Source organism: Streptomyces sp. ADI95-17 (genome assembly GCF_003846175.1).
In the GTDB taxonomy this organism is placed as follows: Bacteria; Actinomycetota; Actinomycetes; order Streptomycetales; family Streptomycetaceae; genus Streptomyces; species Streptomyces sanglieri.
The window spans coordinates 1,234,743-1,250,621 of sequence record NZ_ML123045.1; the positions used below are offsets into that span (position 1 = coordinate 1,234,743).

Consider the following 15,879-nt stretch of genomic DNA (forward strand, 5'->3'; position numbering starts at 1 on the left):
GCCGAATGGGTGGCCAGGAGGCCCCCGAGGGGTGATCATGAGAGTCCAGAGCGCACTTCCCATGAGGAGGCACGGGTGGCCGAGACTCTGAAGAAGGGCAGCCGGGTAACCGGCGCCGCGCGCGACAAGCTCGCGGCAGACCTGAAGAAGAAGTACGACTCCGGTGCGAGCATCCGGGCGTTGGCCGAAGAAACCGGCCGCTCCTACGGATTCGTCCACCGGATGCTCAGTGAGTCCGGAGTCACGCTGCGGGGACGCGGCGGAGCGACACGGGGCAAGAAGGCCGCCACGGCCTGACGGCCCGCGCGGTCGGGGCAGGCCGTCAGGCCCGCCCCGGGGTTCACCGGTTTTCGGCGGTGGCCACCCGGCCGGCAGTGATGTCGACCGGGTGGTTACTGTTCAGTCACTTAGCTCTGCATGCTGACTGAACCGAACCGGAGGCGCCCCATGACCTCGCTCGACTCTGTGCTCGACAAGGACGGCGTACGACTCACCGTCGACGACGCGGTCGCCACGGTGACCCTCACCAATCCGGCCAAGCGCAACGCTCAGTCCCCCGCTCTGTGGCGGGCGTTGACGGAGGCCGGACGGGCACTGCCCGGCAGTGTGCGGGTCGTCGTGCTCCGCGGCGAGGGCAAGTCCTTCTCCGCGGGACTCGACCGTCAGGCGTTCACCCCCGAGGGGTTCGACGGCGAGCCGTCCTTCCTTGACATGGCGCGCGGCCCGGAGGCCGAGCTCGACGCGACCATCGCCGAGTACCAGGAGGCGTTCACCTGGTGGCGCCGCAACGACATCGTGTCGATCGCGGCCGTCCAGGGGCATGCGATCGGTGCCGGCTTCCAGCTCGCCCTCGCCTGCGATCTGCGGATCGTCGCCGAGGACGTGCAGTTCGCCATGCGCGAGACCAGCCTCGGTCTGGTGCCCGACCTCACCGGTACGCACCCCCTGGTCAACCTGGTGGGGTACGCCCGCGCGCTCGAAATCTGCGCCACGGGCCGCTTCGTGCACGCCGAGGAGGCCGAGCGCACCGGCCTGGCCAATCTCGTCGTCCCCGCCGGTGAGCTGGACGCGGCGGCCCGCGATCTGGCCGGCGCACTGCTGGCCGCCCCGCGCGACGCCGTCGTGGAGACCAAGGCGCTGCTGAGCGGCGCCGTCTCGCGTGGTTACGAGGAACAGCGCGTCGCCGAACGAGCCGCGCAGGGCCGTCGGCTGCGCGATCTGGCGGGCATCACCGACTGAGCGGCGGTCCCCGATCGCGATGGGCCCGCCCCGGCGCGGCGATCACCGGAGCGGCGATCTCCGGGGCGGGTCCACGCTCATTCCCGCTCCATCACCGCCGTGACCAGCACCGCGACCGTGGGATCGCCCTCCACCGCGGCCGCCACGGCGCCCCGCACCGCACGGGCCACGTCGAGCGCCCGGTGGTCCGGGGCCGTCGCCAGCTCGACCCGCACATGGTCCGGACGCGCGTGCACCGCATGCCCCAGCACCCGGGTCAGCGTCACCACACCCGCGACACCCGCCGCCGCAGCCCCCACGGCCCCCTCCGCCTCGGCGTCGCGCACCTCGGCCGGGACGGCGGCCGGTGGCTCGGGTGCCGCGTCCAGCAGTTCCGTCACCCGGACGTCCACCGCCGCGACCACCAGGCCCAGCCGATGGCCGGCCGCCGTCAGCAACGCCGAACGCAGCGCCTCGGCCGCGGCGGGCAGCGGCTGACCGGACACCGCCGACATGGTCGCCTCGATCCGCAGCGGGCCCGGCCGCAGCGCGCTCGGCGGCGGCTCCACCTCCGCCTCCGGCGCCCCGTCCGGATCGGCCAGCGAGATCCTCAGCTCCCCGAGCACGGGGCCGGGCCCCGTCACCGCGCGGCGCAGCACCGCGACCGCGGCCCGCTCGGCGATCCAGGCCCCGTCCGCCGGACCGCCCAGCGGAAGCAGCCGGCCGAGGCCGAGCCGTTGCCGGACCGCCGCTGTCCATCCGTCCGCCCTGCGTGGGCCGTCAGTCGTCATTGCCCCAGCCTGCCGCATCCACGGCGCGCTACGGAGCAAGCGCACCTAATGTGGGCAAAGAGTTCCAATCTGTCCAGAAGGGAAAGATGGCGATGACCGACACCACGCAGCGGAACCGCCCCGAGAGCCCCGACAAGGAATCGAGCCCGCTCGTCAAGCGTGGCGGGGGAGCCCCCGCCACTCGCGGCCGTACGACCATCGCCGACGGCGTGGTCGAGAAGATCGCGGGCATGGCCACCCGCGACGTGGTCGGCGTCCATGCGATGGGCAGCGGCTTCTCACGCACCTTCGGAGCGGTGCGCGACCGGGTACCCGGTGGCGGCAAGTCCGTCACCCGCGGGGTGAAGGCGGAGGTCGGTGAGTCGCAGACCGCGCTCGACCTGGAGATCGTCGTCGAGTACGGCGTGTCGATCTCCGACGTGGCCCGTGACGTACGGGAGAACGTGGTCGCGGCGGTCGAGCGGATGACCGGCCTGGAGGTCGTCGAGGTCAATATCGCGGTGAGCGACGTGAAGCTGCCCGACGAGGACGACGACGAGGACCAGCCGGAGCCACGTCTCCAGTAGGCCTCCGGCGAGAGGCAGTTGAGGAGTGCACGATGAGCATGGCTGTGGTCGGCATGGTGGCCGGCATGGCGCTCGCATTCGCCGGGTACTTCGGCGGCTTCGGGGCCTTTCTGCTGGTGGCCGCACTCGGGGCGGTCGGCTTCGTAGTCGGTCGCCTCCTGGAGGGCGACCTGGAGCTCGGCGACTTCTTCCGGAGTCGCGAGCGCGGCGACCGGCGGCGGTGACGGCGTTGTCGGGGGTGAAGGACCGGACCGCCGCAGGCGAGCGCGGGGAGACCCGGATCGCGGACCGGGTGGTAGCGAAGATCGCCGCGCAGGCGGCGAAGGAGGCGGTCGACGAGCCGCCGGAGCAGGGTGCCCCGCCGCGTGCCACCGTCACGGTGCACCGGGACACCGCCCGGGTACGGGTGAGCCTGGAGCTCGGCTACCCCTGCGACATCGGCCGCCAGTGCGGCGGCGTGCGTCGGCATGTCGCCGAGCGGGTAAGGGCGTTGGCGGGGATGGAAGTGCCCGAGGTGGCCGTACAGGTCGAGCGCTTGCACCCGACGGGAGCGAGCGCCGCGGCACAGGGGAGGATCCAGTGACCGGACCCCACGGACCGGAGCGGCCGACTCCGGGGCCGCCCGCCACCGGCCCCGTCGAAGAGGGGGACGTGCTCGAACTCGACCAGTCCGCCTCCTCCGCCGCGTACGACCCCGTGCCCGCCCGGCGGGCGGGCGCTGCCGGGGCGGGCCGCTTCTGGTCGGCGCGCCGGATCCCCGCGGCGGTCCTCGCGCTGCTGGTCCTCGGCGGCGCCGGACTGCTGCTCTACGACGTGGCGGCGGTGCGGGCCGGCCACCCGGCGATGCGCTGGCGCCGGTCGCTGGCCGACCAGCTCGCCGAGCGCCCGCTGCAGAGCGCCTGGCTGCTCGGTGCCGCCGCGGCGGCCGTGGCGATCGGCCTGTGGCTGCTGGTGCTCGCCGCCACTCCCGGCCTCCGTGCCCTGCTGCCCATGCGCCGAGACCGCCCCGGCGTACGCGCCGCACTCGACCGATCCGCGGCCGCACTGGTGCTGCGCGACCGCGCCGTCGAGGTGTCCGGGGTGCAGTCGGTGCGGGTCCGGATGGGCCGGGGCAGGGCAGTGGTGCGCGCCGTGTCGCACTTCCGCGAACTCGACGACGTACGGGCCGACCTGGACACCGTGCTCGGGACCGGCATCAGGGAGCTGGGGCTGGCCCGGCCGCCGAGCCTGTCCGTACATGTCCGCCGGCCCGCGAAGAAGGGGTGAACCCGTTGCTCAGGAACGTCAACCGGATACTGCTCGGCCTCGCCGGGCTGGTACTGATCTGCGGCGGCGGCGCGGTGCTCGCCGCCGGTCTCGGCCTCGCCGTGCCGTCCTGGTGGCCCTGGTACGGCAAGGACGATGTGCTCATCAGCGCGGCCGACCGGTACCGCTGGCGCGACCAGGGCTGGTGGTGGCCGACGGTCATCGCCGTCCTGGCCCTCGTGGTCGTGCTCGCCCTGTGGTGGCTGCTGGCCCAGCTGCGCCGGGCCCGCCTCTCCGAGGTCCTGGTGGACAGCGGGGACGGCGAGGGGGCGCTGCTGCGGGGCCGGGCCCTGGAAGGGGTGCTCGCCGGTGAGGCGGGGACGCTGGACGGGGTGGCCCGCGCCCAGGTCGCGCTGACCGGCCGGCGCAGCTCGCCGCACGCCAGGATCCGCCTGCTGATGGAGCCGCACGCGGCGCCGGACGAGGCGCTCGGCCGCCTCAGCGACGAGGCGCTGGCCCATGCGCGGGATTCGGCGGGGCTGGCCGAGCTGCCGGCCGAGGTGCGGCTGAGGGCGGTCAGGCACCGCGCGGAGCGGGTGAGCTGACCGCCGCTGCCGTGGCCCTCCCGGCCGCCGGACGGTTCCGGCCGGCGACCGGGAGCGGGCTCCGGCTCAGAAGCCGTGCCGGGAGCCGCCGTCGACCGGCACCATGATGCCCGTCAGATACGAGGCCGCGGGCGAGAGCAGGAACGCCGCGGTCCGGCCGAACTCCTCCGGAGTGCCGTAGCGCCGCAGCGGGATCTGTGCCTCGCCGGCCGCCCGGGCGGCCTCCGCGTCGCCCGAGAGGGCGTCCAGCTCACGCACCCGGTCCGTGTCGATCCGGGCCGGCAGCACGCCCACCACCCGGATGCCGCGCGGACCGAGCTCGTCGGCCAGGGACTTGGCGAAACCGGCCAGGCCGGGACGCAGGCCGTTGGAGATGGTCAGCCCGGGGATCGGCTCGTACACGGAGCCGGAGAGCACGAAGCCGATGACGCCGCCCTCGCCGAGCACGTTCGCCGCGGCCCTGGCGAGCCGCACCGCACCCAGGAACACCGACTCGAAGGCCGACTGCCACTGCTCGTCGGTGTTGTCGGCGAGGAAACCGGGGGCCGGCCCGCCGACGCTGATGAGGATGCCGTCCAGCCGGCCGAACCGCTCGTGCGCCGCGTCCACCAGGCGCCGCGCGGACGCGGGGTCGGCGTTGTCGGCGGCGAGGCCGACCGCGTCCGGCCCCAGTTCGGCGGCGGCCGCCTCGGCACGCTTCTCGTCCCGGCCGGTGATGATCACCCGCGCCCCGTCGTCGGTGAGCGCCCGCGCCGTGGCGTTGCCCAGCCCCCGGGTCGCTCCGGTGACGATGTACACACGGTCCTTCAGTCCAAGATCCATGGCCCTATCCTGCCGCGTCGGGCTCCAGCGTGTCCTCCCCGGCCAGTGCCATGGCGGTGCCCACCAGGCCGATGTGGCTGAACGCCTGCGGGAAGTTGCCCAGCTGGCGGCGGCCGACGGTGTCGTACTCCTCGGCCAGCAGCCCCACATCGTTGCGGAGAGCGAGGAGCCGCTCGAAGAGATCCCGGGCCTCCTCGGTTCGCCCGGTCAGGCGCAGGGCGTCGGCCAGCCAGAACGAGCACGCCAGGAAGGCCCCTTCGCTGCCGGGCAGCCCGTCGATCGAGGCGCCGTCCGTGCTGTAGCGGCGGACCAGGCAGTCCCTGCCCAGCTCGGCCCGGACCGCGTCGACCGTACCGATCACCCGGGGATCGTCCGGCGGCAGGAAGCCGGTCCGGGGGATCAGCAGCGTCGCGGCGTCCAGGTTCCGCGATCCGTAGGACTGCGTGAAGGTGTTCCGTTCCGGGTCGTACCCCTTCTCGCACACCTCCCGGTGCACGGCGTCCCGCATCGCCCGCCACCGGTCGGCGTCGCCGGCCAGCGAAGGGTTGTTCTCCAGAGCGCGTACGGCGCGGTCGGCGGCGACCCAGGCCATCACCTTGGAGTGCACGAAGTGACGGCGCTGGCCGCGGATCTCCCACAGCCCCTCGTCCGGCTCGCGCCAGGTGGACTCCAGGAAGCCGAGCAGGCTGAGCTGCAGATTCCAGGCGTGCGGCTTGTCGTCGAGGCCCGCCTCACGGGCGAGCCGCAAGGAGTCGATGACCTCCCCGTACACATCGAGCTGACGCTGGCGGACCGCGGCGTTGCCGATCCGGACCGGGGCGGAGTTCTCGTAGCCGCGCAGCCACGGCAGCTCCGCCTCGGGCAGTCTGCGCTCGCCCGCGAGGCCGTACATGATCTGGAGGTCGGCCGGATCCCCGGCGACCGCCCGCAGCAGCCAGTCCCGCCAGGCGGCCGCCTCCTCCAGGTAACCGGCAGAGACGAGGGCGCCGAGGGCCAGCGTGGAGTCCCGCAGCCAGCAGAAGCGGTAGTCCCAGTTCCGTACGCCCCCGATCTCCTCCGGGAGCGAGGTGGTGGGCGCCGCCACGATGCCGCCGGTCGGGCCGAAGGTCAGCGCCTTCAGCGTGATCAGCGAGCGGATCACCGCTTCCCGGTAGGGCCCCCGGTACTTGCACCGGGCGGACCACTCGGCCCAGTCGGACAGGGTGTTCTCCAGCGCCTCGTACGGGTCGACCAGCTCGGGGCGGGGCGAGTGCGAGGGGTGCCAGGTCAGTACGAACGCCACCTTCTCGCCCGCGGAGACGCTGAACGACGAGCAGGTGGAGAACTGCTGGCCCCAGGTCTTGACCGACGGCTCGCTGCGCAGCCAGGCCGAGTCCGGACCGGCGACCGCCACCCGGTGCCCCTGCGAGCGGCGCATCCACGGCACGACCGAGCCGAAGTCGAAGCGCAGCCGGATCACGGAGCTCATCTCGACGGTGCCGCTGACGCCCTCGACGATCCGCATGACGTCGGGTTCCCGGTCGCGCTGCGGCATGAAGTCGATGACCTTGACCGTGCCGGTGCGGGTCTCCCAGAACGTCTCCAGGACGAGGGAGTCACCCGCGTAGCCGCGCCGAGTACAGGTCTCCGCGCCCTTCGGGGCGATCCGCCAGTGGCCGTTGTCCTCGTCGCCGAGCAGGGCGGCGAAGCAGGCGCCCGAGTCGAAGCGGGGCAGACAGAGCCAGTCGACAGAACCGTTTCTGCCGACCAGGGCGGCCGTCTGGAGATCGCCGATGAGGGCGTAGTCCTCGATGCGTGGGGTCACGTTCTGGCGTGTTCCCGAACCCGGCCCCCGTTAAGCAATCCCGGCCCGCGGGAGTCACCCGGCCGGGATCGTCGCGGCCCGCATCCGGCGGACACGGTGTCAGGCCGTGGCGGGTTCCGGCTTCTCCGGCCCGGCGGGCTGCTGCTCCCCGGCAGCGGCCTTCGCCGCCGCCTCCACCCGGTCGCGCTTCTCCCTGCGGGCCAGCACCACGTACCCGACGGGGACACCGGCGGCGAAGAGCCACCACTGCACGGCGTACGCCATGTGCGGGCCGATCGAGCCGTCGTCGGGGGCCTCGATCAGTTCCGGGGAGTCGCCGACGGACTCCGGCGCGGTCTGCTCGATGTAGCCGCCGAGCACCGGCCGGGCGAGCCGCTCGGCCTCCTGGGTGCTGCTGATCAGCATCACCTGGCGGTCCGGCAGGTCCGAGATGTCCTTGATGCCGCTGGTACTCGTCGTCTCGTCGGCCTTGAGCCGCCCGGTGACGGTCACCTCGCCCGCGGGCACGCCCGGCACGTCGGGGAAGGCCTGCTGGCTCGCGGCGGAGGGCACCCAGCCGCGGTTGACCAGGACCGTGCCGCCGCCCTTGAGGTCGAGCGGGATCAGTACGTGGACGCCGATCCGGCCGTCGGCGGAGGTCCTGCGGCGCACGACCACCTGATGCGCGGTGTCGTACGTGCCGGTGGCCGTCACCGTCCGCCAGTAGTCGGAGCGCGGGACCGTGTGGCCCGGGGCGGTGAGCGAGGCGACCGGCACCGGTGCCGCCTTGAGATTGCGGGAGATCAGGGCGTTCTGCGCGACCTTGTGCTCATGCCGGTGCAGCTGCCAGAAGCCCAGCTCGACCATGGTGGGAATCAGGACGAGGGCGAGGAGGGCGAGGATCAGCCACTGCCGGGTCAACAGGAAGCGGTACACCCCACGACGGTACAACTGTGCCGTGGGGCGCATCGCGCAGGGGTCGGGGAAGAGGACGCGGCGGCCGCTGCTCAGACTTTGTCGATGATGCCCACCTTCCCCTCGGCGCGGGCGCAGTGGCCGCCGCAGAACCAGTGCCCGTCGACCTCGACGCCCTGGCCGATGATCTGGACCCGGCAGTGCTCACAGATGGGTGCCATGCGGTGGATGGCGCAGGAGAAGCAGTCGAAGACGTGCACCGCGCCCTGCGCGTGCACCTCGAAGGACATCCCGTAGTCGTTTCCGCAAACCTCACAACGTGCCATGCGCCACAGGGTGGGACGCCGGGACGGCGGCGGGCGAGCGGTGGGCGGGCGAGTCGCCGCCGGTTCACTCCGATGACGGCGCGGGCACCTGGCCGCAAGCGGGTGCCACATCGCGCAGCAGATGGGTGAAGGCGCTCTCGTCCAGGATCGGGGTGCCGAACGACTTCGCCTTGACCGTCTTCGACGTCGCCGAGTCCGGGTCGTTGGTGACCAGCAGGCTGGTCAGCCGGGAGACGCTGGTCGCCACGTGCAGCCCCGCCTCCACGGCCCGGTCCTCCAGCAGCTCGCGGTCCACCGAGGTGTCCCCGGAGAAGGCCACCCGCATGCCCTGCATCAGGGGCTTGTCCTTCTCGTACCGCCCGGGGTTCGGATACGGGCACGCCGGGCGCTTGCGCGAGGCGCGCCAGCTGTTCTGACCGTACGAAGGCTGATAGCCGATCCGCGGCGTGACCGGGGAGTCCGACCACTCGGTCAGCGGCCGGCACTCCAGCAGCGGCAGCCGTACCCCGCCCCGCGCCGCCGCGTGCAGACTCGGCCGGAACGCCTCGGCCAGCACCCGGGCGTCGTCCAGCGCGTGGTGGGCGTGCTGCTGCACGACGCCGAAGTGCGCGGCCAGCGACGCCAGCTTGTGGTTGGGCAGCGGCAGCCGCAGCTCCTTGGCGAGCGCGATGGTGCACAGCCGCTGCTCGACGGGGGCGACGACCGAGGCCCGGGCGTACTCCCGGGCCAGCATCGACCAGTCGAAGGCCGCGTTGTGCGCGACGAGGACGCGGTCCGCGAGCCGCTCGGAGAGCTGGGCTGCGACCTCCGGGAAGAGCGGGGCGCCTTCGAGCACCTCACTGGTCAGGCCGTGGATCCAGACCGGGCCGGGATCGCGCTCGGGGTTGACGAGGGTGTACCAGTGGTCCTCGACGTTGCCCTGGGCGTCCAGGCGGTAGACGGCGGCGGACACTATCCGGTCGTCCCGTGCGAGTCCGGTGGTCTCCACGTCGACGACCGCGTACCCCTGCGGGTAGGCGGTCGGCCACGGTGCTGCGGTCTGGCGGTCGTCGAGCATGGTCACAGAGAATACGGGCCGCGACTGACAGTCTCCTATTCGGCTATTCGGCCGTCCTTTGCCCCCGCGTCCCGGTTCCGCCGCCCGGCCCCTGTCGTACGGGGCCCGCCAGCAGCCCTTCCACCAGGGCCCGTACGGAATCGGCGAACAGCCGGTCCGGGTCGGCGGGCCGGGCCAGGGCGCGGGCCAGTGCCGGGTCGTCGTCCGCGGCGGACGCGGTCCACAGATCGCCCTCGCCGGGGGACTGGACGGGGGACCGCTCCCGGTTGCGCTCGACGAGCAGGAAACCGACGGTCTGGAACTGCACCGCCCGCACCGCCGCGGCCGCCCGTGCCCCGCGCAGCCCCGCGGCGTGCACCTCGTGGACGAGGGCCTGTTGCGCGGGGAGGAACATCCGCTCGGTGAGCCCCCGTTCGTGGACCATCGCGATCAGATGCGGCCTCGCCCGCAGCTCGCGGCGCAGGGCGCGGGCGACGGAGACGATGCGGGCCGCCGGGGTCCGGCCGGCCGGGCGCAGGGTGCCCATCTCCCGCACGGTGCGCTCGACGAGGGCGTCCAGCAGCGACTCACGGTTGCCGACGTGCCAGTAGATCGAGGTGACCGCGGTGCCCAGCTCCGCGGCGAGGGCGCGCATGGTGAGGGCCTGCGGGCCGTGTTGCTTCAGCAGGGCGGCGGCCGTGTCCAGGACCTCTTCGCGGGTCAGCGACGATCGCGCCACAGCGCTCCTCGATTCTCGGACTCCGTTACGTGCACGCCTATTTACCCTTCATCCGCGCCGGTGTAACTGTGTTACAGAACCCGGCACGGAGTACCGATCCACGGACGACCGAGAAGGGTGGTACGACATGGCACGTGTACGGTACGGCGCGCGCACCGAGGCCGAGATCGCGGCGGCCCGCGCGGCCCGCTCCCAGCTCCCCGACATCTGGTCCACCGGCGTGGTGGCCCTCTGGGAGAGCGACCCCGACGCGGTGGCGGCCGTCCTCCCGCCACCTCTCAAGCCCGCCGAGCGCCCGCTCGTCCGGGCCGGCATCAGTACGGTCGAACTCCCCGGCTACCCGCTCGGCGCCGGCTCCGTCGCGGTCGCCGCCGTCCACGACGGCCACGAGGGCTGGTATCCGCTCGTCATGCCGATGACCCATGAACGGGCGCTGATCGGCGGCCGTGAGGTGTTCGGCGAACCGAAGAAGCTCGGCGAGGTGACCGTCGAACGCGACGGCCTCGTCGTCCGCGCCGCGCTCGCCCGGCACGGCATCGCCTTCGTCGAGGTGCGCGGCGCGGTGAGCGGACCGCTCCCCCTGCCCGAACCGGCCGGCAAGCTCGACTTCTACTTCAAGTACCTGCCCGCGGTGGACGGCGAGGGCTTCGACTCCGACCCCGTCCTGGTCCACTGCACCCGCCACGAGAAGGTCCGCAGACTGGAACGGATCTCGGGCGACGTGGTGCTGCGCGAGTCGGTGTACGACCCGGTCGCCGACCTCCCGGTACGCCGGCTGGTCGAGCTCACCATCGGCGAGAAGACCAGCGACCAGCGGGGCAGGGCCGTGGCCAGGGTGAGCGGCGAGGCGCTGCTGCCGTACATCCACCAGCGCTACGACGACCCGCAGCAGATCCACGACGGACCGCCGGAAGGGAGCGTCCGATGAGACTGGAGGAGGGCCAGGTCGCCGTCGTCACCGGCGCCGCGAGCGGCATCGGCCTCGCGATGGCACGCAGGTTCGCCGCCGAGGGACTGAAGGTCGTCCTCGCCGACGTGGAGGAGGGCGCGCTCGGCAAGGCGGCGGGCGAACTGCGCCAGGACGGTGCGCAGGTGCTGGCCAGGGCCGTCGACGTCGGCGAACGCGACTCCGTACAGGCGCTGGCCGAAGCCGCGTACGACGCCTTCGGCGCCGTGCATGTGCTGTGCAACAACGCCGGTGTCGGCTCCGGGGCCGAGGGCCGGATGTGGGAGCACGAACCGAACGACTGGAAGTGGGCGTTCGCCGTCAATGTGTGGGGCGTCTTCCACGGCATCCAGGCGTTCGTGCCGCGCATGATCGCCGACGGCGGCCCCGGCCATGTCGTCAACACCTCGTCCGGGGACGGCGGGATCGCCCCGATGCCGACCGCCTCCGTGTACGCGGTCACCAAGTCCGCCGTCGTCACGATGACCGAGTCGCTGTACGCGCATCTGCGGGCGGAGGGCGCGGCGGTCGGCGCCTCGGTGCTCTTCCCCGGCCCGCACATGCTCCGCACCGGACTGTGGGAGTCGCACCGCAACCGGCCGGAGCGGTACGCCAAGGAACGCCCCCGCAGGACCCCGTACCGCAGCCTCGGCCAGTGGGAGTCCGCCATGCGGGAGGCGGGCCACGAGGTGGAGTTCACCCCGGTGGAGGACGTCGCGGCGACCGTCGTGGACGGGATCCGCGCCGACCGCTTCTGGATGCTGCCGGACAGCGAGCACAGCGACCGGCAGATCCGCGCCAGGTCGCAGTCGATGCTGGACCGGGCCAATCCGTCGTACCTGGAGAGTTTCATACTCGACTGAGGAGCGAGCGATGACCGACGACCCCTACCTGATCATCTCCTCCGACTGCCACGCCGGGCTGCCCACCGAGGAGTACCGGCCCTATCTCGACCCCCGCTTCCACCGGGAATTCGACGACTTCCTCGCCGGGCGCGACCGCCGCCGCGAGGAGATGACCCGCCTCGGCGTACGCAACGAGGCCTTCGCCGACAAGTGGTTCCACGACAACGAGGAGGGCCTGAAAGGCGGTTGGGACGCCGCCCGGCGCCTGAAGGAACTGGACGGCGACGGGGTGGCCGCCGAGGTCGTCTTCCCCGACGCGGACGCCGTCGACAGCCGGACCGCCGCCCCGTTCGGCGTGGGCCTCGGCCTCTCCGGCGACCAGGACCCGGAGCTGGGCATGGCGGGCGCGCAGGCCCACAACCGCTGGCTCGCCGACTTCGTCTCGCAGAACCCCGAACGCCACTGCGGGGTCGCCCTGCTGCCCGTCACCGGCGAGGTCGACCGGGTCGTCGCGGAGATCCACCGGGCGAAGGGGTCCGGCCTCGGTGCGCTGATGATCCCCTCCATGTGGGTGGACAAGGCCCCCTACCACGACCGGCGTTACGACCCCGTCTGGGCGGCCGCCGCCGAGACGGGCATGCCCGTCGTCACCCACTCCGGCGCGGCCCCGCGCCACGAGTACGGCGACCACCTCGGGATCTACGTCTCCGAGGTCACCTGGTGGCCGTCCCGCCCGCTCTGGTTCCTGCTCTGGTCGGGCGCCTTCGAACGCCACCCCGGGCTGCGGTTCGGCGTCGCCGAGTCCGGCTGCTGGTGGCTGCCGAACCTCCTCTGGTTCATGGACCGGCTCTACCTCGGCGCCCACGGCGGCAAGAAACTCTCGCCGTTCGCCGAACTGAAACGGCCCCCGCACGAGTACCTGGACCGCCAGGTCTTCATCTGCGCCACCAACACCAAGCGCCGCGAACTCGCCCAGCGGTACGAGATCGGCGTCGACAACATCCTGTGGGGCAGCGACTTCCCGCACCCCGAAGGCACCTGGCCGAACACCGCCCAGTGGCTGCGCGACACCTTCCACGACATCCCCGTCGCCGAGACCCGCCGCATGCTGGGCCTAGCCGCCGCCGAGGTGTTCGGCTTCGACACGGAAAAGCTCGCCCCGATCGCAGAACGCATCGGCCCCACCCCCGCCGAACTGGGCCAGAGCCCCGACCAGGCGGCGGTCGAGGCGTCCTGGGCCCGCTCGCGCGAGACCGGCCGGCACTGGCTGACCGGCCACGACTTCCCGGCCCTGGGGGTCGACTGATGCCCCGCGAGCGCTACACCGTCATCTCCGCCGACTGCCACGCGGGCGCGGACCTCCTCGACTACCGGCCGTACCTGGAGACGAAGTACCACGACGACTTCGACGCATGGGCGGCGACGTACGTCAATCCGTACGAGGACCTCCTCGCCGACACCGCCGACCGCAACTGGAACTCGGAGCGCCGCCTCGCCGAACTGGAGGCCGACGGCATCGTCGCGGAGGTCGTCTTCCCCAACACCATCCCGCCCTTCTTCCCCTCCGCCTCGCTGATGGCGCCCGCGCCCTCGCGGGCGGAGTACGAACAGCGCTGGGCCGGCCTGCGCGCCCACAACCGCTGGCTCACCGACTTCTGCGCGCAGGCACCGGGCCGGCGCGCGGGCGTAGCGCAGATCCTCCTCAACGACCCGGCCGAGGCGGTCCGCGAGATCCGCCGCACCAAGGAGGCGGGGCTCACCGGCGGCATCCTGCTGCCCGGCGCCCCGCCCGGCTCGGGTGTCCCGGAGCTGTACTCGCAGACGTACGACCCGCTGTGGGCCGTCTGCGAGGAGCTGGACGTACCGGTGAACCACCACGGCGGCTCGGCCTCCCCGCCGCTCGGCGACGAACCGGCGGCCCGAGCCGTCTTCATGGTGGAGACGACCTGGTTCTCCCACCGGGCGCTGTGGCACCTGATCTTCGGCGGGGCCTTCCGCCGCCACCCCGGACTGAAACTGGTCCTCACCGAACAGGGCTCCGGCTGGATCCCGGGCGTCGTGGAGATGCTGGACTACTACCACGGCCGCCTGGTCGCGGCGACGGCCCGGGCGACCACCGCCGAATCCAGGTTCGGTGCGGGCCTGGCCGCCTCGATGGGCGCGAGCCCCGGCGAGGTCTGGCGCGACAACTGCTTCGTCGGCGCCAGCTTCATGCGCCCCCACGAGGTGCCGATGCGCGACCGGATCGGCCTCGACAAGATCATGTGGGGCAGCGACTACCCGCACGACGAGGGCACCGCCCCGTACACGAGGGAGGCCCTGCGGATCGCGTACGCGGGAGTGGAGCCCGAGGAGGTCGCGGCGATGACCGGCGGCAACGCGGCCCGCGTCTACGGCTTCGACCTGGCCGCGCTCGACCGCGTCGCGGCGGAGGTCGGCCCGACGGTCGAGGAGATCGCCGAGCCGCTGAAGGAGATCCCGGCAGGCGCTACCAGCCCCGCCTTCGCCCCGGGCGGGTCGGTACGCGTCTGGTGACCGGGCGGGGTGAGACCATCCCCGGGTGACGGATACCCGGGCGCACGACGAACCGCACGGCAATGGGCTCGGTACGCGGCTGAACTGGCTGCGTGCCGCGGTCCTCGGCGCCAACGACGGGGTGGTCTCCACCGCCGGACTGGTCGTCGGCGTGGCCGGCGCCACGGCCGACCGGGGCACCCTGCTCACCGCCGGCCTGGCGGGACTGCTGGCCGGGTCCATGTCGATGGCGGCGGGCGAGTACGTCTCGGTCTCCACCCAGCGCGATTCGGAGATGGCCGCGCTGGCGACGGAGAAGCAGGAGCTGACGGAGGCACCCGAGGCGGAACTGGTCGAGCTGACCGGCCTGCTGGAGGGCAAGGGCCTGAGCCGCGAGGTCGCCCGCGAGGCCGCCGTCCAGCTCACCGAACGCGATGCGCTGCGCGCCCACGCGGTGGTGGAGCTGGGCATCGACCCGGACCAGCTGACGAACCCGTGGCACGCGGCGGGCGCGAGCTTCCTGGCGTTCACGGTGGGGGCGCTGCTGCCGCTGCTGGCGATCGTGCTGCCGCCCTCGTCGCTGCGGCTCCTGGTGACCGTGCTGTCGGTACTGGCCGCGCTGGCCCTCACGGGCTGGTGGAGCGCCCGGCTGGGCGAGGCGAGGGTGGGGCCGGCGGTGCTGCGGAACATGGGCGGGGGAGCGTTGGCGATGGCGGTGACCTATGGGGCGGGGCATTTGTTGGGGGCGGTGGGGGTCTGAGGGCTCTAGCCGGGCCGTACGATCCGCTCGGGCGGGAAGAGTTCGGTGCCGATGTGCCTCGGCCATGAAATCCGCGTACCGGCGCTCGAAGTCCAGGGCGGCGGCATCCGGGCGCGGGCCGACCCGTTCCCGTACGTCCTTCACCAGCTCCCGCGTCCGCTCCGCCGCGCGGGTCTGCTCCACCGCCGCGCGCGCCGCGAAGGACGGCTCGGCGGTCAGCTGCTCCACGACATGTGCGCAGCACCGGCCGAGCAGCTCCCCGTACAGCCCGGCCGCACGCTCCGACAGCCCCGCGGCGGGCGCCGGCAGCCCGGCGGCCAGCCGCTCCGGATCCAGGTCCACGGCGAACAACCGGTCCGCCGTCAGCTCGCCCGCCGCCGCGAAGGTGTCCCGCACCGCGTCCACGGCGGCCAGCCGCTCGTGCTCCGGCAGCCCGGCGTACGACTGGGCCGGCCGGCCGCCGAGCACCTTCGCCAGCCGGTCCGGCTTCGTCGGTCGGGGGAGGGGGCGCACCGGGTCCGGGACCAGGCCCGCGCCGGGCTTCGGTGTCATCAGTGACCTGGTGACCGTCCCGATCACCGTCGTCGCCAGTCGGACCAGCGCAACTTCCAGCCCCTGCACGGCAGTTCCTCTTCCACGTCGGCCCCGGTAACGGGATCGTACGACGCCGGTGTTGGCAGAAGTCACCAAAGACTGCTGACACCGCGTCTCGCATACTTGTTGGTAACAACGTCTAGTCCCCGGCCGACCTGCGGCTCTACGGTGCAG

General features: G+C 72.8%; 19 protein-coding genes and 1 pseudogene. 12 read left to right on the forward strand and 8 right to left on the reverse strand.

What is annotated here, in order from left to right; all coding sequences use genetic code 11:
- Nucleotides 1–75 precede the first annotated feature (75 nt).
- Complete coding sequence (locus EES42_RS13605; protein WP_018518904.1) at nucleotides 76–297, forward strand: helix-turn-helix domain-containing protein; 222 nt, start codon at nucleotides 76–78, stop codon at nucleotides 295–297.
- Nucleotides 298–447: 150 nt separating this feature from the next.
- Entirely contained in the window at nucleotides 448–1,239 is a 792-nt protein-coding gene (locus EES42_RS13610; protein WP_124718386.1) for an enoyl-CoA hydratase/isomerase family protein, read from the forward strand.
- A 77-nt stretch (nucleotides 1,240–1,316) separates the two neighbouring features.
- Here EES42_RS13610 and EES42_RS13615 read toward each other — a convergent pair whose 3' ends face one another.
- On the reverse strand, nucleotides 1,317–2,009 hold the full coding sequence (locus EES42_RS13615) for a hypothetical protein (protein ID WP_124718387.1): 693 nt from the start codon (nucleotides 2,007–2,009) through the stop codon (nucleotides 1,317–1,319).
- A 92-nt stretch (nucleotides 2,010–2,101) separates the two neighbouring features.
- Between EES42_RS13615 and EES42_RS13620 the strand changes: the two genes are divergently transcribed.
- Genes EES42_RS13620 through amaP form a run of 5 tightly spaced genes read left to right on the forward strand, consistent with a single transcriptional unit; the run spans nucleotide 2,102 to nucleotide 4,425 of the window.
- On the forward strand, nucleotides 2,102–2,575 hold the full coding sequence (locus EES42_RS13620; RefSeq protein ID WP_124718388.1) for an Asp23/Gls24 family envelope stress response protein: 474 nt from the start codon (nucleotides 2,102–2,104) through the stop codon (nucleotides 2,573–2,575).
- A gap of 32 nt (nucleotides 2,576–2,607) precedes the next feature.
- Nucleotides 2,608–2,799: a hypothetical protein gene (locus tag EES42_RS13625; RefSeq protein ID WP_124718389.1), complete on the forward strand. Its 192-nt coding sequence runs from the start codon at nucleotides 2,608–2,610 to the stop codon at nucleotides 2,797–2,799.
- A gap of 5 nt (nucleotides 2,800–2,804) precedes the next feature.
- Complete coding sequence (locus EES42_RS13630; protein ID WP_206433454.1) at nucleotides 2,805–3,158, forward strand: Asp23/Gls24 family envelope stress response protein; 354 nt, start codon at nucleotides 2,805–2,807, stop codon at nucleotides 3,156–3,158.
- Nucleotides 3,155–3,841, forward strand: coding sequence for a DUF6286 domain-containing protein (locus EES42_RS13635; protein ID WP_124718391.1), 687 nt, complete (start codon nucleotides 3,155–3,157; stop codon nucleotides 3,839–3,841). The genes EES42_RS13630 and EES42_RS13635 overlap by 4 nt, the downstream gene beginning before the upstream one ends.
- A 5-nt stretch (nucleotides 3,842–3,846) precedes the next feature.
- On the forward strand, nucleotides 3,847–4,425 hold the full coding sequence (amaP, locus tag EES42_RS13640) for an alkaline shock response membrane anchor protein AmaP (RefSeq protein ID WP_206433468.1): 579 nt from the start codon (nucleotides 3,847–3,849) through the stop codon (nucleotides 4,423–4,425).
- A gap of 66 nt (nucleotides 4,426–4,491) precedes the next feature.
- Here the strand turns inward: amaP and EES42_RS13645 are convergent, their stop codons facing one another.
- From EES42_RS13645 to EES42_RS13670, 6 genes are all read right to left on the reverse strand, one after another.
- Nucleotides 4,492–5,247 (reverse strand): SDR family oxidoreductase, encoded by a 756-nt coding sequence (locus EES42_RS13645; protein WP_124718393.1) that lies wholly within the window; start codon nucleotides 5,245–5,247, stop codon nucleotides 4,492–4,494.
- 4 nt (nucleotides 5,248–5,251) lie between these two features.
- Complete coding sequence (locus tag EES42_RS13650) at nucleotides 5,252–7,051, reverse strand: glycoside hydrolase family 15 protein (RefSeq protein WP_124718394.1); 1,800 nt, start codon at nucleotides 7,049–7,051, stop codon at nucleotides 5,252–5,254.
- Nucleotides 7,052–7,150: 99 nt separating this feature from the next.
- Complete coding sequence (locus EES42_RS13655; RefSeq protein ID WP_124718395.1) at nucleotides 7,151–7,966, reverse strand: SURF1 family cytochrome oxidase biogenesis protein; 816 nt, start codon at nucleotides 7,964–7,966, stop codon at nucleotides 7,151–7,153.
- A 71-nt stretch (nucleotides 7,967–8,037) separates the two neighbouring features.
- Nucleotides 8,038–8,271 (reverse strand): hypothetical protein, encoded by a 234-nt coding sequence (locus tag EES42_RS13660; protein WP_072482991.1) that lies wholly within the window; start codon nucleotides 8,269–8,271, stop codon nucleotides 8,038–8,040.
- A gap of 64 nt (nucleotides 8,272–8,335) precedes the next feature.
- The gene (locus tag EES42_RS13665) at nucleotides 8,336–9,334 is read right to left on the reverse strand and encodes a DEDDh family exonuclease (RefSeq protein WP_124718396.1); all 999 of its coding nucleotides are present in this window, start codon (nucleotides 9,332–9,334) and stop codon (nucleotides 8,336–8,338) included.
- A gap of 37 nt (nucleotides 9,335–9,371) precedes the next feature.
- Nucleotides 9,372–10,046 carry a TetR/AcrR family transcriptional regulator gene (locus EES42_RS13670; RefSeq protein ID WP_124718397.1) on the reverse strand — a complete coding sequence of 225 codons (675 nt, stop codon included), beginning with the start codon at nucleotides 10,044–10,046 and terminating at the stop codon, nucleotides 9,372–9,374.
- Nucleotides 10,047–10,173: 127 nt separating this feature from the next.
- Here EES42_RS13670 and EES42_RS13675 point away from each other — a divergent pair, with 127 nt between their 5' ends.
- From EES42_RS13675 to EES42_RS13695, 5 genes are read left to right on the forward strand one after another with little or no spacing between them, the layout of a single operon-like run.
- A complete protein-coding gene (locus EES42_RS13675) occupies nucleotides 10,174–10,974 on the forward strand; it encodes an acetoacetate decarboxylase family protein (protein ID WP_124718398.1) in 801 nt (266 codons plus the stop codon).
- Complete coding sequence (locus tag EES42_RS13680; protein WP_124718399.1) at nucleotides 10,971–11,855, forward strand: SDR family NAD(P)-dependent oxidoreductase; 885 nt, start codon at nucleotides 10,971–10,973, stop codon at nucleotides 11,853–11,855. Before EES42_RS13675 ends, EES42_RS13680 begins: the two co-directional genes overlap by 4 nt.
- A 10-nt stretch (nucleotides 11,856–11,865) precedes the next feature.
- Entirely contained in the window at nucleotides 11,866–13,143 is a 1,278-nt protein-coding gene (locus tag EES42_RS13685) for an amidohydrolase family protein (protein WP_124718400.1), read from the forward strand.
- The gene (locus EES42_RS13690; RefSeq protein ID WP_124718401.1) at nucleotides 13,143–14,372 is read left to right on the forward strand and encodes an amidohydrolase family protein; all 1,230 of its coding nucleotides are present in this window, start codon (nucleotides 13,143–13,145) and stop codon (nucleotides 14,370–14,372) included. The genes EES42_RS13685 and EES42_RS13690 overlap by 1 nt, the downstream gene beginning before the upstream one ends.
- Nucleotides 14,373–14,397: 25 nt before the next feature.
- Nucleotides 14,398–15,111, forward strand: coding sequence for a VIT1/CCC1 transporter family protein (locus EES42_RS13695; protein WP_124718402.1), 714 nt, complete (start codon nucleotides 14,398–14,400; stop codon nucleotides 15,109–15,111).
- A gap of 51 nt (nucleotides 15,112–15,162) precedes the next feature.
- Here EES42_RS13695 and EES42_RS46105 read toward each other — a convergent pair.
- A pseudogene (locus EES42_RS46105) lies at nucleotides 15,163–15,732 on the reverse strand (ATP-binding protein); the annotation flags it as partial.
- Nucleotides 15,733–15,879 lie beyond the last annotated feature (147 nt).

What these genes read in the sequence shown, in the direction of transcription:
- EES42_RS13610 (WP_124718386.1), top strand. Translation starts at nt 448, where the DNA reads ATGACCTCGCTCGACTCTGTGCTCGACAAGGACGGCGTACGACTCACC.
- EES42_RS13615 (WP_124718387.1), bottom strand. Translation starts at nt 2,009, where the DNA reads ATGACGACTGACGGCCCACGCAGGGCGGACGGATGGACAGCGGCGGTC.
- EES42_RS13620 (WP_124718388.1), top strand. Translation starts at nt 2,102, where the DNA reads ATGACCGACACCACGCAGCGGAACCGCCCCGAGAGCCCCGACAAGGAA.
- EES42_RS13625 (WP_124718389.1), top strand. Translation starts at nt 2,608, where the DNA reads ATGAGCATGGCTGTGGTCGGCATGGTGGCCGGCATGGCGCTCGCATTC.
- EES42_RS13645 (WP_124718393.1), bottom strand. Translation starts at nt 5,247, where the DNA reads ATGGATCTTGGACTGAAGGACCGTGTGTACATCGTCACCGGAGCGACC.
- EES42_RS13660 (WP_072482991.1), bottom strand. Translation starts at nt 8,271, where the DNA reads ATGGCACGTTGTGAGGTTTGCGGAAACGACTACGGGATGTCCTTCGAG.
- EES42_RS13675 (WP_124718398.1), top strand. Translation starts at nt 10,174, where the DNA reads ATGGCACGTGTACGGTACGGCGCGCGCACCGAGGCCGAGATCGCGGCG.
- EES42_RS13680 (WP_124718399.1), top strand. Translation starts at nt 10,971, where the DNA reads ATGAGACTGGAGGAGGGCCAGGTCGCCGTCGTCACCGGCGCCGCGAGC.
- EES42_RS13685 (WP_124718400.1), top strand. Translation starts at nt 11,866, where the DNA reads ATGACCGACGACCCCTACCTGATCATCTCCTCCGACTGCCACGCCGGG.
- EES42_RS13690 (WP_124718401.1), top strand. Translation starts at nt 13,143, where the DNA reads ATGCCCCGCGAGCGCTACACCGTCATCTCCGCCGACTGCCACGCGGGC.